Here is a 12,771-nt window from a genome sequence, read left to right as displayed (position 1 = left end):
ATCCACGTGCCAAAAATCGCGCAGCGCGGGTATTCACCGAGGGCGCCCTATGCCGCGGCGGCCGCGCCAGCAGCCCCGGCGCCGGCATTCGGGCGGAATTCGACACAGGGGCTAGCCGGCGAGTGCGGAATCTCACACAACACCCTCCCCGGCCTCGTCCAAAACCGTGCGCGGCGTGGCACTTTCAAGCTTGCGCACTGCGCGACAGCGGCGCCAGCTTTAGGCACACTGGCGGGCTAATGCCCAAGCCCCACTTACTTTTGCACTCAACTTCCGGCCAACGCTGGCGCAATCGGCTCAGCCATCCCAGCATCGTGGCCAGCCTCACCCTGGCCTTGATCGCGCTGGGCCTGAACATCGGCCACAGCCTGAGCGAGCGCGCCGGCATGGAGCAGCTCGCCGCCGTGGCCGCCGAGCGGCTGGAGCTTTACGCCGCCAGCCTGGAAGCTCAGCTGGCACGCTACGACTATCTGCCCAGCCTGATCGCGATTGACCAGGATTTGATGACTGCGGTGGCGCAGCCCGGCGATACGGCAGCGCGCCAGCGTGCCAGCCGCAAGCTCGCGCGCATCAATGTTCGTGCGGGCCTGGGGCTGATCTTTATTTGCGATGCACATGGCCGGGTGATCGCCTCCAGCGACGACTACGCCAGCAGCCATGCCATCGCGCCCAAGCAAGAACCGCCGGCCGAGACCTTGATGCGGCGCCTGGGCAAACAGATTGGCGCCGGCAGCGGCCAGTTCTTCGCCGCCAACGAGGCCAATGCCAGCACCGACTACTTGCTCAGCCAAAACCTGCAACGCGACGGCAAGGTCGTTGGCCAAGTGGTGGTGATGCTGAACCTGGCGCCGCTGGAGGCGACCTGGGTGGATCAAGGCATGCGCTCACAAGGCGAAAAGCTGCTGGTGGTGGACAGCAATGATGTGGTGATCATGTCCTCGGTGCCGGCCTGGAAGTACCGCTTGCTCAACCGGGGCAGCGCCGCGAAACACGCCGAGCTTCTGGCCAGCGGACGCTATGCCAGCCATCTAGGCCCCGATCTGGCCCTGGCCACCGAGGATTTGAACCAACAGGACACCAGCTTGGTGCAAGTGCCCGCGCTCGACGGCGAGACCCGCAGCCGCCCGCTGTTGGCACAAGAGAGGCCCATCGTGCCGCTGGCCCTGCGCCTGGTCACCTTGTCAGACCCCAGCGAGGTCTGGCGCCATGCGCGCTACGCAGCCTGGGGCGGCGCGGCCGTGGGCGCCAGCCTGGGCTTGGTTTTGCTGTACCTGGCCTATCGTCGGCGCGCCCTGGAGCAACTGTTCCGCGCCAGCGAGGCCTTGAAGCAAGCCCACAGCGAGCTGGAACAACAAGTGGCCGAGCGCACCCAGGAACTGCGCCACAGCAATAGCGAGTTGAAGCATCAGATCAATCAGCGACTGCAAGCCGAGGACGAATTGATGCAGGCCGGCAAGCTGGCCGTGCTGGGCCAGATGTCAGCCGGCATTTCGCATGAAATCAACCAGCCCCTGACGGCCCTGCGCGCCCTCTCCCGCAACAGCCTGCTGCTGCTGGAGAAAGGCCGCAACAGCACGGTAGCCGAGAACCTGCGCGCCATCGATGCCATGGTGGAGCGCATGACCGCCATCACCCGCCAGCTCAAGAGCTTCGCCCGCAAGGCCGAGGCCGCGCAAGCGCCGGTCTCGCTGCTGGCGGCGATTCAGGGCGCGCGCACCCTGCTGGAGCACCGCATTCAGGCCGAGCAGGTGACGCTGAACATCGAGGTTAGCGAGCAACTGCGGGTGAGCTGCGACGGCAACCGGCTGGAGCAGGTCTTGGTCAATCTGATCGGCAATGCGGTCGACGCGATGCAAACCAGCGCGAGCAAGACCCTGCGCATCTACACCGACATGCATGAGGCCCGCCTGAGCCTGCTGATCAGCGACAGCGGCGCGGGCATGCCCGAGGACTTGCTGCCGCGCCTGTTTGAACCCTTCTTCACCACCAAACCCGCCGGCCAAGGCCTCGGGCTGGGCCTGGTGATTTCATCGAAAATCGTGCACGAATTTGGCGGCCAACTGCGCGCCCGAAACAACCCGCCGCCGGCCACCGGTATGACGTTTGAGTTTGATTTGGCCCTGAGCCCGAAAGAGTCCCATGTTTGAGGGTTACAAGATTTTGTTCGTCGAAGACGACCCGCCGGTGCGCGCCAGCCTGACCCAGACCCTGGAGTTGGAAGGCCTGGAGGTTTGCGCCTGCGCCAGCGCCGAGGAAGCCCTGCCCCATATCCAGGCCGGCGCGCAGATCGTGGTGGCCACCGATGTGCGCCTGCCCGGCATGAGCGGCTTAGGCCTGCTGGACCATGTGGTGGCGACCGACCCCAACATTCCCGTCGTGCTCGTCACCGCCCACGGCGATGTGGCCATGGCGGTGCAAGCCATGCGGGTCGGTGCCTACGATTTTCTGGAAAAGCCCTTCGCGCCGGAGCGCTTCATCGACACCCTCAAGCGCGCGCTCGACAAGCGCGTGCTGCGCGTGGCGGTGGATGAGTTGCGCGGCCAGTTGCAGCGGCGCAGCGGTGTGGAGGCGGTGTTGCTGGGCAACTCCAGCGCCATGCAGCAGGTGCGCGCCCAGGTGCTGAATCTGGCCGACACCTCGGCCGATGTGATGATTCTGGGCGAGACCGGCACCGGCAAGGAATTGGTGGCGCGCTGCCTGCACGACCAGAGCAGCCGGCGCGACCGCAACTTCGTTGCCATCAACTGCGGCGGCCTGCCCGAGGCCTTGTTCGAGAGCGAGTTGTTCGGCCATGAGCCCGGTGCCTACACCTCGGCCGGCAAGCGGCGCATCGGCAAGATCGAGCATGCCAACGGCGGCACCCTGCTGCTGGACGAGATCGAAACCATGCCCATCGCCCTGCAGATCAAGCTGCTGCGGGTGCTGCAAGAACGCCGGGTCGAGCGCCTGGGCTCCAACGAAGAACTGCCCATCAATGTGCGGGTGATCGCCGCCACCAAGGCCGATCTGCGCGCCTTGAGTGAGCAAGGCAAGTTCCGTGGCGACCTTTACTACCGCCTCAATGTGGCCACCTTGCAACTGCCGCCCCTGAGCCAGCGGCGCGAGGATATTCCGCTGCTGTTCGAGCATTTCGTCGCCCAGGCCTGCGCCCGTTATGAGCGCCCGGCACCGGAGTTGTCACCCCAGCGCCTGCGTGAGTTGATGGCGCATGACTGGCCGGGCAATGTGCGCGAGGTGCGCAATGCGGCCGACCGCTTTGTGTTGGCCATCAACAGCCAAGAAGGTGCGAGCGCTCAAGCGGATGGCGAGCCCGGCCACACGCTGGCCCAACAGATGGATCATGTGGAGAAAGCCTTGATCGAACAAGCGCTGCGCAAATGCCAGGGCCGCATTCCTGCGGCGATGGAGTTGCTGGGAACGGCCAAAAAGACGCTTTACGACAAGCTGCACCGGCATGGCATCGAGCTGGAAAAATTCCGCTGACCGGAGTCAGCGCATCAACAGCTCGGCCGACTATCGATAGGCCGCGGGGTCGGCCGAGTCCGTGGGCTTTTGCACCAGGCGTTTAAAAGCCTCGCCCATGGGCAAATTCAGATTGATGCCGCGCGGCGGAATCGGTGACTGGAACCATTTGCGGTACAGGGCCTGAATTTCGCCGCGTTGGTAAATGCCCGCAATGACGCCGTCCACCAAACTCTTGAATACAGCGTCATCGCGCGGCAGGCCGATGGCATAGGGCTCGACCGAGAACACCTCGTCCGAGATCACAAAGTCCTCCGGCCGCGCCGCGCTGATCTGCGACATGCGCAGCAGCACATCGTCCATGGCATAGGCGGCAGCGCGGTCGGTCAGCAGCAGGCGAAAAGCGTCATGGTCGTCTTGCCCCACCACAATGCGCATGCCGAGCTGCTGGTTCAGATTGGCCTGATGCAGCAGCTGGATGCTGGTGGTGCCGATGGTGGAGGCCACCGACAGGCCTCGCAAATCGTCGAGCTTGCGCAGCGGTGCCACGCGTTTGGACATTAGCCGGGTCTGGGCCAGAAAGATCGTCAGCGAGAAGGACTGGGTCTTTTGCCGCTCCAGCGTGTTGGTGGTGATGCCGCACTCCAGATCCACTGTGCCATTGGCCACCAAGGGCATGCGGGTGGCAGAGCTGACCGGCAGGTATTTGACTTCCAAGGCAGGCAGATCGAGGCGCTGCTTAATCGCCTCCACCATCTGCGTGCAGAGATCAATGGAGTAGCCCATGGGCTTGAGCCGCGCATCCAGATAGGAAAACGGTGGCGATGCGGCCCGGTAGCCCAACACGATCAAGCCGGTGTCGCGGATTTTTCGCAAGGTGTTGGAGCCCTCCCCGCTGGCCAGGGCTGATGCCGGATTGCCTGATACGGTGCTTGCGGCTACTGGGGGAGCTGTGCTCGGTGATCCGGGAGACACCACGGGGCTGGCACTGGCGGCCACCGGGGCGGGCGAAGCTGCAGCCCAAACCAAGTCGGGCGTCGCCAAGCCCAGAAGACTCAGGAGGACCGCACTCATGCCACCGGCGGTACGAAGGCGCAAAACTTGGCGGTGAAGAGAGAGGAAGAGTCTGTTATCCATGCGGCCGCACATTGTCGCCAAGCCCACCGAGCGGACAAGCGGCAAAACCCCATTGCGTTTTGCGCAATGCGCCGGCGCCATTCGCACGGGACAATGCGCCCCCAACTCGCGCTGGGCGCAAGGCCTGCAAAGCTATGGCAGCATGGGTGCATGTCGCCATCAAGACCTGACCCCGAGTTACCGGCCATCATTCAAGCCCTGCCCGCGCGCAGCCAAGCGCTGTATCGCCAGGCGGAGCAGCAATGGTGCCGCCAGCAAGGTCTGCTGCTGTTTGCCTACGGCTCACTGATCTGGAAGCCCGGCTTCGAAGCCGTGGAGCAAGGCCCGGCACAGGTGCACGGCTTTCACCGCGCGCTGCGCCTGCGCTCACTGGTCAACCGAGGCAATGCGGCCCAGCCCGGCCTAGTGCTATGCCTCTTGCCGGGCGGCAGTTGCCGGGGCTTGTTCTACCGCGTGAGTCCGGAGCAAAGCCCGGCCGTGCTATGCGAGTTGTGGGCACGCGAAATGGTGGTGGGCTCCTACCAGCCGCGCTGGCTGAACTGCCTGAGCAGCAGCGGCCCACGCCGCGCACTGAGCTTCACTCTGGAGCGGCAAAGCCCTGGTTTGGTGCCGCACTTGAGCGACGCCGCCCTGCTGCAAATTTTCGAAGCCGCCCATGGCCGCTACGGCAGCACGCTGGACTATCTGCAACGCACGGTGCAGAGCTTGCAGGCCCACGGCATCCGGGACCGGGAGTTGGAGCGGCAGCTGCATTTGGCGGCGCAGCAGGGTTTGCTCGGCTGAGGCCAGTCTGCCTGAACGCGACTCGTCAACCGACCTGCCCGCGCAGGCGATCCAGGTCTTCGACCGTGTCCACATCCACCAGCACGCCGGGATCGTCGATGTCCACGGCCTGCGAGGGATAACGGGCCAAGATGCGCCGCGCGCCCTCGTCGCCTTGCAGGTCAACCAACTCGGAATACAGCTCGGCGTTGAAACCCACTGGATGGCCTTGGCGGCCCTTGTACTGGGCGAAGGCCACCGGGTATTGCTCCAGCGCATCGGCCACGGCCAAGATGCTGCTTGCGCGCAGCAAGGGCATATCGGCCGGCATGATCAACCAGCCTTCCGCATCACCGCTGGCGCGCACCCCGGCCGCAATCGAGTAGCCCATGCCGACCGGGCTGGCCCGACCCTGCTGATCCATCTCGGGCAAGACCACCAGGTCCACCGAAGCGACCCAGCCCTGCACCAGGTGCAATAACTTAGGGGTCGTGACCACCACCAACTGCAAGCCTGTGGCCATGGCATTGCGCAGGCTGCGTGACAACAGGGTGTCTCGCGAGGCATCGTCGATATCGGCTTGGAAGGCCTCGTCTTCGGCTGGCATGGGGGATGGCTCGCCACCGGTGTCTGCACCGAGCCGCTGCGCCAGCTTATGGCCCTGGCCGTGAAATCTGATACCGCGCCCTGCCGCAAGCACGACCAGCGCCGGTCGCCTTCTTTTCATCCTGAACCTTATGTTTTTCCCCAGTGTTGCCCGATCAAAGCGCCGAGCTTGCACTGACCGTCAGCATGCCGCCCGGGCCGCCAGCGTGGAAGTGGGGCCAACACCTAAGGTGTTTTACGCACCGACTGGGCCTTGCAGGCGTGTTCGGCACGCTGGGCGTGATGAGCGCGTCACCCAGGCGCCAGTCCGGCAATGCCCAAACGTCGCATACTTAGGCCTATGAGCAAACTATCCGACCTCCGCAAGAGCTACGAACAAGGCGAACTCGATGAAGCCTTGAGCGCCGAGCAACCCCTGGCCCAATTCAAGACCTGGCTGGATCAAGCCCTGGCCAGCGAAATCCCCGAGCCCAATGCCATGACCCTGGCCACGGTCGGCGCGAACGGGCAACCGTCCACCCGCATCGTGTTGATCAAGGGTTTTGATGAGCGCGGCCTGGTTTGGTTCACCAATTACGACAGCCGCAAAGGCCAAGAGCTGGCGCACAGCCCGCTGGCCGCACTCCAGTTCCACTGGGTGGAGCTGGAGCGGGTGGTGCGCATCGAAGGTCGGGTCGAGCGTGTCGACGGCGCCGAGTCCGACGCCTACTACCGCTCGCGGCCGCTGGATTCCCGGCTGGGCGCCTGGGCCTCACCGCAAAGCCAGGTGATCAGCTCGCGTGGCGTTTTGGTTACCAATGCCGCCAAAGCCGCCATGACTCACGGACTCAACCCCGAGCGCCCACCGCATTGGGGCGGCTACCGCCTGGTGCCCCAGCGCTGGGAGTTCTGGCAAGGTCGCCGCTCACGCTTGCATGACCGGCTGTGCTATCGCCAAGAAGGCGGGCAGTGGATCAAGGAGCGCTTGGCGCCTTGATGACTTGAGTCCCCTGCCACGCCCTGACGCGTCCTGACGCGCTAAGTCAGGCCCTTTCAGCTCAGAAGCGAACCTGCACCCCGGTGTGCAGAGAACGACCGGCCATAGGGCTCAGCTCGCGAATGGTCGCCACCGAGGTCGCGCTATAGGCCAGCTTGTTGGTGATGTTGTCCAGCTTCAAGTACCACAGCGCGTCGGACTGACCCAACATGAACTGGCGCGCAATGCTGGCCTTGAGCAGGCCGTAACCCGCCGTGGGCGTGTCCAGACTAGGCACCCGATCCTGGCGGGCCGACAGACGCCATTCCAGTCGGCCGGACCACAGCCCGCTCTGCGCATCCAAGCCGAAGCTGGCGCGCAGCGGCGCCAGCCGCGGCAAAGCTTCGCCGGTGGCGCGGTTCTCGCCGCGCACGCCGTCGAGCTGGGCCGACAGGCTCAGCACCGTACCAGCCCCTGCGAAGGCGGACATCGCCGCCGGCAAGGTCCAGCGTCCTTCCAGCTCAAAGCCCTTCAAGGTGGCCGGCACCGATTTGAAGGCGTAGACCGGCATGCCTTCGATCTCGGGCTCGCCGGTGGCATCCAGCGCGATATAGCTAGAGAAGCGGGTCTGGTAGACATTGAGGCGCAACAAATGCTCGGCCGTTTTCCATTGCAGGCCCAGGTCAACACCCTTTGCTTTTTCCAGGCCCAAGCTGGCGTCACCACGCTCATAAGCTCCGCTGGCCACATGCACGCCATTGGCATGCAGCTCGTAAAACATCGGCGCCCGTTCGGTGCTGTTGAGATTGGCGTTGAGGCTCAAGCCTTGCGCGATCTGCGGCAGGCGGTAGCTCGCGCTGAGCGAAGCGCTGCGCGGCTTGTAGCGCTGTGTTACGGCTGGGCCGAAGCGCGGCTCGGCGCCAGCGGCGTCGCCTGCGGACTCAATCCGCACCGACTCCAAGCGGCCACCGAGCGACAGGCTGAATGGCCCGGCCTCGTATTGCTCGAGCACAAAGATCGCCGCGTTCTCGGTTTTTGAGCTGGGTACCAGCGCTTCGGCGCCTTCGGCACTGAAGTCCGACTTTTCCCATTGCACACCGACCATGCCGTGGACGGGGCCGAGCGCGCCATGCTGCGCTTCAAGCCGCAAATCATGGCCCACGCTCTTGAACACGGTCCCAACTTCGCCCGTGCCCTCCACTTCCTTGTGTTCGTAATTGCTGCGGCTCAGTTGCCAGCTCAAGCGCTGCAGCAAGGCCGCAGTGTCACCTTCTGCAGCGCGCCATTCGCCGGCGGCGGCGAAGCGTTGGCGCTGCATCTTGATCTTGACGTCGGGCTCCACCGTGACGCCGTAGTCATTGCGGTAGTCATCCACCGACACGCCGGCATAGCCATTGCTGAAGACATAGGAGCCGCCCAAGGCGCCACCATGGCTATCAGCGGCGGAATTGCGCACCTGCTTGCTGCGGCCATCCTCGCTGGTGAATTCGGGCGTGCGCAGGTCGCTGGCGCGGCGCGCGGCCAAGTCGGCATGCCAGGCAAAGCCGCTCGGGCCCGTGCCGGTGCCGCCGTCCAACACCACAGCGCCACTGCGTTCGGCCGCCGCGCCGCCCAGGCGCAATTCGGCCGCGCCGCTCAGGCCGGCTTGGGCCTTGCGCGGAATGCGGTTGTCCAAGGTGTTGACCACGCCGCCAATGGCATTGCCGCCGTAGAGCAAGGCAGCAGCCCCGCGCAGCACTTCAATCCGGTCGACCACCAAAGGGTCCAGGGGCACGGCATGGTCGAAGCTGAGGCTGGACGCATCGACCGAGCTGCCCGAATTGCTCAGCATGCGCACCCGGTCGCCGTCCAGGCCGCGAATGGTGGGCCGGTTGCTATTGGGACCGAAATAGGTCGAGGCCACGCCGGGCAGACCGTCCAGGGTCTCACCCAGGCTGGAGGCGCGGCGCAGGATCAGGGCGTCGCCCTGCAAAACGTCGACCGCTTGGGTCAGCTCGCCCGCACGCAGGGGGTTGCCGGTGAGCACCACGCGGTCCAGCTTTTCGGCCGAAGCCGCATTGCCGGCCACAGCAGCCGCCGTCGCATTGCCGCTTGGGGCAACTGGCCCCTGCTGAGCCAAGGCTGGCGCAGCGATGAAAGAGGAAAAGCCGGCCAGGCAAAGCAGGCTGGCGCCGACGGCCAGGGGCCGACGCGCAAAAGTTTTTGTTCGCATAAATCACTCGTTAGCCAGCGCCGAGAAGCTTGTCGGCGTGGCAGGCATGAAAACGCCACTCACCCGCGGGTGAGTGGATCGCTGGGATTCATGCCGAGTGAGGGGGACCGCGCGCGCCGCGCTTCCAGAATGGCTGCGCCGCGGCGCTGGCCGGCGCCTGCTGCAAAAAGCGCAGCGGGCTGAGTTCGGCCAAGACCACCGGCGCCGCAACATGCGGCAGATTGTCTTGGGCGATATGGTCGAACACCGAGCACACGTTGTCGCCCAGTTGGTGGCCCCACAGCGTCAAGCTCGCTGAGGCAATACGCCCCACGTCTTTCGTCTGAATTTGCGACTGAACTTGAGCCAGCCCCACAGGCCCGGCCGTGGCGTGAGCCACCCGGTGCCAGTGACCCAGGCCTTGAGCGGCGAGCAAGCACAGCGCGCACAGCCAAGCCAGCCAGATGCTTCTGGCTTGCCCGCGTGGACGCTGATCAAGGTACCGGCTCATCGCATGCTCAGGGCTTGCTGACCACGGCTTGGCCCTCATTGACCCGGTAGAACAGGCCGTAAGGGTCGTCATTGAGCACCGCCAACACGCCCTGCACCGTCACCGGCTCTAGGCTGTAGCGCACCGGCTCCTTGGTGCGCACTTCGATCAGCCCTTCGGCGCCGGCCGGTACGCAAAAGGAGCAGGAGGTGGGCACGGAAGACAGCAGGAAATGCTTCTGTTTGTCGCCCGGCTCCAGCGGCATCATGAAGCCCTGGACCTTGACGGTCTTCTTGTCCAGGGCTTGCACTGCGCTCGGAAAAATGGGGATCAAACGCGTCTTGTCAGGCTTGGTCGTCACCGAAGACAACAAAGCCCAGGTCAGCACGCCCTCTTTCTCCTGCAAGGGTTTGAAAGGACTGCGCGGATCGTGAAAGCCCGGCCCCTGGCCAATCACCGGTGCAGGCTGCGCCCATACCGAGTCCATCGGGGTGATCGAGCCGATGAGGCCCAGGGCCAAACCTGCGGCCGCAGCAAGCCCGGCGGCAGATCGACATTGAAAGCGGGACATGGTCTTGTTCATCTCAGCCGCCATTGTGCCTGCGCCACCGGTCACCTGCCCAAAGTCACTCAATGCGGCGCCTGCAATAACTCGGTCACATCCAGGCGGTAAGCCCGCCAAGCCGGCCAAGTCGCGGCCAACAAGGCAAGGCCCAGGCCCAGTGCCGGCAGCATCAACTCGATCCAAGAAAACCACCAAGCGCTGACGGCCAAGGACTGCTGCTGGGCCATCAAGACGCCCAATCCTGCCGCCAAGCCGTGACCCAGAGCCAAACCCAGCAAACAGGCCAGGCCGCTCAAACTCAGGGCTTCCAGCGCGATCAAACTCGCCACCCGCGCGGGGCTGGCCCCCAGCATGCGCAGCATGGCCAGATCGCTTCGCCGAGCACGTACCGCGTGCAAGAGCGCCACAAACACCGACAGGCCTGCCGAGATCAGCATCACCAGGCCAAAGCCGCGCAGCACCACCTCACCTGCCCCCACCATACGTTGCAAGCGGGCGGTCTCCAGCGCGGGTGCGCTGGCCTGCAAGCCCGGCTGCGCATTGACCCAGCGCGGCAGGCTGATGGCGGCGAGCGGACTGCGGTAGCTCAGCAGCACCATGGTGATCTCGCGCGGCTGGGTGGGGGTTGGCAGGCTGACCGGGGCGGCCTTGCCATGCGCCCCGTGATCGTCGTCATTTTTGTCGTGATCGGCGTGGTCGCCGTGATCTTCTTTGCCGGTATGCGTCTCTTTCACCGTCGCCGCACTCGGCGTTTGATGCATTTCATGACTGATCCACACCGAAGCCAAGTCGGTCAACACCAGCCGATCCAGCGCCCCGCCCTGCGCGGCCAGCACGCCCACCACGGTGTACAACTGCTCACCATGCGCATCGCCCTGCTCACCCAAGCCGTGGCTGCTGCTGAACTGCTGGCCCAGGGTCAAGCCAGTGCTGCGGGCCACTTCAGCCCCCAGCACGGCTTGCATGGGCTTAGCCCACAAACGCCCTTCAGCCAAGCGTGCCCCACCGATCTCCAGGTATTGCGGGGTGGTGCCGACCAGCCGGAAGCCGCGCACGCTATCGCCCAGCGACAGCGGCACAGCACGCGCCACCAAAGGGTGCGCGCGCAAAGTCTCGAGCGTGTCGAGGGGGATATTGCCGGTGGGCACATCCAAGTGAAAGACACCCGCCAACATGATTTGCATCGGGCTGCCCTTGGCACCCACCACCAAGTCAATGCCCTGCAGATCGCGGCGCATGCCGGCATCGAGCTGCTCACTCACCACGATCACAAAGCTGATCGCACCTAGCCCCAAGCTCAAGAGCAGCAGATTCAAAGCCGCCGTCAAAGGCTGCGACCACAAATAGGTCCAGGCCATGCGCCAAAGCCTCATGCCGACGCTCCCAAATCCAAGGTCTGAAAGCCGCTGGCCTCTTGGGCCTGCGCCAGCAAACGGGCGTCGTGCGTCGCCACCAACAAGGAGGCGCCGGAATCCGATGCAGCCTGCATCAACAAGGCCATCATCTGCGCGGCATGCTCATCGTCCAAGCTCGCACTGGGCTCATCGGCCAACAAGATGCGCGGCCGGCGTACCAAGGCCCGCGCCAGCGCCACCCGCTGGGCTTGACCCACACTCAGCTGATGCGGCTTGCGTCCGCCCAAGCCTTGCAGGCCAAGACTTTGAAGCAAGCCTGCCGCCCGCTCGGTGTCAGGCGGCAGGCCGGCGCAAAGAAATGGCAGCGTGACGTTGTCCAGCACCGTCAAGGCACTGCTGAGGTGCAAGCGCTGTGGCACAAAGCCCAGGCATTCACCCCGCCAGGCGTCCCGGCGGCGCTGGCTCAGGCTTTGCAGCTCCGTGCCTGCGATCAAGACCTGACCCTCGCTGGGGCTCAACAAACCCGCCAACAAGGCCAGCAAGGTCGACTTGCCGCTGCCGGACTTGCCGCGCAGCAGCAGATGCTCCCCGGTAGCCAAATGAATATCAGCAAAGCGCAGCGTTTGCCCCGTGTCAGCACCGGCACGGCTCGCAGGCGGGTAACGGTATTGCAGGCCACGCGTCTCGATCAAAACAGTCAAGCTCGCACCAAGCTAGCAAAAGTGGCCTGAAATTTATCCACCTTGGGGGCCACCACAAAGGCGCAATAGCCCTGCTCCGGGTTGCGGGCAAAGTAATGCTGGTGATAGGCCTCGGCCGCGTAGTAATTGCGCTCAGGCAGCAGCTCGGTCACAACGCGACCTTGATGCGCCTGCTGCGCCTGGGCCAAAACCTCGCGTGCCTGAGCCTCTTGCTCGGCATTGTGGAAATAGATGCCCGAGCGGTACTGGCTGCCCACATCGGCGCCTTGGCGATTCAAGCTGGTCGGGTCATGGATGGCGAAAAAGACTTCGAGCACTTCGCGCAGGCTCAGCTGACGGGGATCGAAATCCACCCGCAGCACCTCGGCATAGCCGGTATTGCCCGAGCAAACTTGCTCATAACTGGGTTGAGGCCCCAGGCCATTGCAATAGCCCGACTCGACCGCGTGAACGCCACGCACTTGCTCGTACACCGCCTCCAGGCACCAGAAGCAACCACCACCTAAGGTGATGCGCTCAAGGTTTGACGGCGACACATCCATACTGC

The 12,771-nt window shown here is 64.5% G+C and carries 12 protein-coding genes; 4 read left to right on the top strand and 8 right to left on the bottom strand.

What is annotated here, in order from left to right; all coding sequences use genetic code 11:
- Positions 1-260 precede the first annotated feature (260 nt).
- Both AT984_RS07235 and AT984_RS07230 read left to right on the top strand, forming a co-directional pair.
- A complete protein-coding gene (locus AT984_RS07235; protein ID WP_231741579.1) occupies positions 261-2,147 on the top strand; it encodes a sensor histidine kinase in 1,887 nt (628 codons plus the stop codon).
- The gene (locus tag AT984_RS07230) at positions 2,140-3,483 is read left to right on the top strand and encodes a sigma-54-dependent transcriptional regulator (RefSeq protein ID WP_058719518.1); all 1,344 of its coding nucleotides are present in this window, start codon (positions 2,140-2,142) and stop codon (positions 3,481-3,483) included. Before AT984_RS07235 ends, AT984_RS07230 begins: the two co-directional genes overlap by 8 nt.
- A 30-nt stretch (positions 3,484-3,513) precedes the next feature.
- On the opposite strand, the gene AT984_RS07225 is transcribed toward AT984_RS07230, so the two are convergent.
- Positions 3,514-4,536 carry an amino acid ABC transporter substrate-binding protein gene (locus tag AT984_RS07225; RefSeq protein ID WP_082679848.1) on the bottom strand — a complete coding sequence of 341 codons (1,023 nt, stop codon included), beginning with the start codon at positions 4,534-4,536 and terminating at the stop codon, positions 3,514-3,516.
- A gap of 213 nt (positions 4,537-4,749) precedes the next feature.
- Between AT984_RS07225 and AT984_RS07220 the strand changes: the two genes are divergently transcribed.
- Complete coding sequence (locus AT984_RS07220) at positions 4,750-5,382, top strand: gamma-glutamylcyclotransferase (protein ID WP_082679847.1); 633 nt, start codon at positions 4,750-4,752, stop codon at positions 5,380-5,382.
- 25 nt (positions 5,383-5,407) lie between these two features.
- Here the strand turns inward: AT984_RS07220 and AT984_RS07215 are convergent, their stop codons facing one another.
- On the bottom strand, positions 5,408-6,088 hold the full coding sequence (locus tag AT984_RS07215) for a nucleotidyltransferase family protein (protein WP_058719517.1): 681 nt from the start codon (positions 6,086-6,088) through the stop codon (positions 5,408-5,410).
- A 219-nt stretch (positions 6,089-6,307) separates the two neighbouring features.
- Between AT984_RS07215 and pdxH the strand changes: the two genes are divergently transcribed.
- Complete coding sequence (gene pdxH / locus AT984_RS07210; protein ID WP_058719516.1) at positions 6,308-6,943, top strand: pyridoxamine 5'-phosphate oxidase; 636 nt, start codon at positions 6,308-6,310, stop codon at positions 6,941-6,943.
- Positions 6,944-7,004: 61 nt separating this feature from the next.
- On the opposite strand, the gene AT984_RS07205 is transcribed toward pdxH, so the two are convergent.
- The 6 genes from AT984_RS07205 to msrA form a co-directional block, all read right to left on the bottom strand.
- Positions 7,005-9,134: a TonB-dependent receptor gene (locus tag AT984_RS07205; RefSeq protein WP_082679846.1), complete on the bottom strand. Its 2,130-nt coding sequence runs from the start codon at positions 9,132-9,134 to the stop codon at positions 7,005-7,007.
- A gap of 88 nt (positions 9,135-9,222) precedes the next feature.
- Positions 9,223-9,624, bottom strand: coding sequence for a hypothetical protein (locus AT984_RS07200; RefSeq protein WP_058719515.1), 402 nt, complete (start codon positions 9,622-9,624; stop codon positions 9,223-9,225).
- Positions 9,625-9,631: 7 nt separating this feature from the next.
- Positions 9,632-10,174, bottom strand: a complete 543-nt coding sequence (locus AT984_RS07195) for a DUF3299 domain-containing protein (protein WP_058722145.1) — start codon at positions 10,172-10,174, stop codon at positions 9,632-9,634.
- 59 nt (positions 10,175-10,233) lie between these two features.
- Positions 10,234-11,541: an ABC transporter permease gene (locus AT984_RS07190; RefSeq protein ID WP_058719514.1), complete on the bottom strand. Its 1,308-nt coding sequence runs from the start codon at positions 11,539-11,541 to the stop codon at positions 10,234-10,236.
- Positions 11,538-12,224, bottom strand: coding sequence for an ABC transporter ATP-binding protein (locus AT984_RS07185; RefSeq protein ID WP_231741575.1), 687 nt, complete (start codon positions 12,222-12,224; stop codon positions 11,538-11,540). Before AT984_RS07185 ends, AT984_RS07190 begins: the two co-directional genes overlap by 4 nt.
- The gene (gene msrA / locus AT984_RS07180) at positions 12,221-12,766 is read right to left on the bottom strand and encodes a peptide-methionine (S)-S-oxide reductase MsrA (RefSeq protein WP_058722143.1); all 546 of its coding nucleotides are present in this window, start codon (positions 12,764-12,766) and stop codon (positions 12,221-12,223) included. The genes AT984_RS07185 and msrA overlap by 4 nt, the downstream gene beginning before the upstream one ends.
- Between the last annotated feature and the right edge of the window lie 5 nt (positions 12,767-12,771).

It is taken from the genome of Paucibacter sp. KCTC 42545 (genome assembly GCF_001477625.1).
Classification (GTDB): Bacteria; Pseudomonadota; Gammaproteobacteria; order Burkholderiales; family Burkholderiaceae_C; genus Paucibacter_A.
Note: the sequence above shows the minus strand (reverse complement) of the source record. Positions and strands in the feature narration are given on the sequence as shown.

What these genes read in the sequence shown, in the direction of transcription:
- AT984_RS07230 (WP_058719518.1), top strand. Translation starts at nt 2,140, where the DNA reads ATGTTTGAGGGTTACAAGATTTTGTTCGTCGAAGACGACCCGCCGGTG.
- AT984_RS07225 (WP_082679848.1), bottom strand. Translation starts at nt 4,536, where the DNA reads ATGAGTGCGGTCCTCCTGAGTCTTCTGGGCTTGGCGACGCCCGACTTG.
- AT984_RS07220 (WP_082679847.1), top strand. Translation starts at nt 4,750, where the DNA reads ATGTCGCCATCAAGACCTGACCCCGAGTTACCGGCCATCATTCAAGCC.
- AT984_RS07215 (WP_058719517.1), bottom strand. Translation starts at nt 6,088, where the DNA reads ATGAAAAGAAGGCGACCGGCGCTGGTCGTGCTTGCGGCAGGGCGCGGT.
- pdxH (WP_058719516.1), top strand. Translation starts at nt 6,308, where the DNA reads ATGAGCAAACTATCCGACCTCCGCAAGAGCTACGAACAAGGCGAACTC.
- AT984_RS07205 (WP_082679846.1), bottom strand. Translation starts at nt 9,134, where the DNA reads ATGCGAACAAAAACTTTTGCGCGTCGGCCCCTGGCCGTCGGCGCCAGC.
- AT984_RS07200 (WP_058719515.1), bottom strand. Translation starts at nt 9,624, where the DNA reads ATGAGCCGGTACCTTGATCAGCGTCCACGCGGGCAAGCCAGAAGCATC.
- AT984_RS07195 (WP_058722145.1), bottom strand. Translation starts at nt 10,174, where the DNA reads ATGTCCCGCTTTCAATGTCGATCTGCCGCCGGGCTTGCTGCGGCCGCA.
- AT984_RS07190 (WP_058719514.1), bottom strand. Translation starts at nt 11,541, where the DNA reads ATGAGGCTTTGGCGCATGGCCTGGACCTATTTGTGGTCGCAGCCTTTG.
- msrA (WP_058722143.1), bottom strand. Translation starts at nt 12,766, where the DNA reads ATGGATGTGTCGCCGTCAAACCTTGAGCGCATCACCTTAGGTGGTGGT.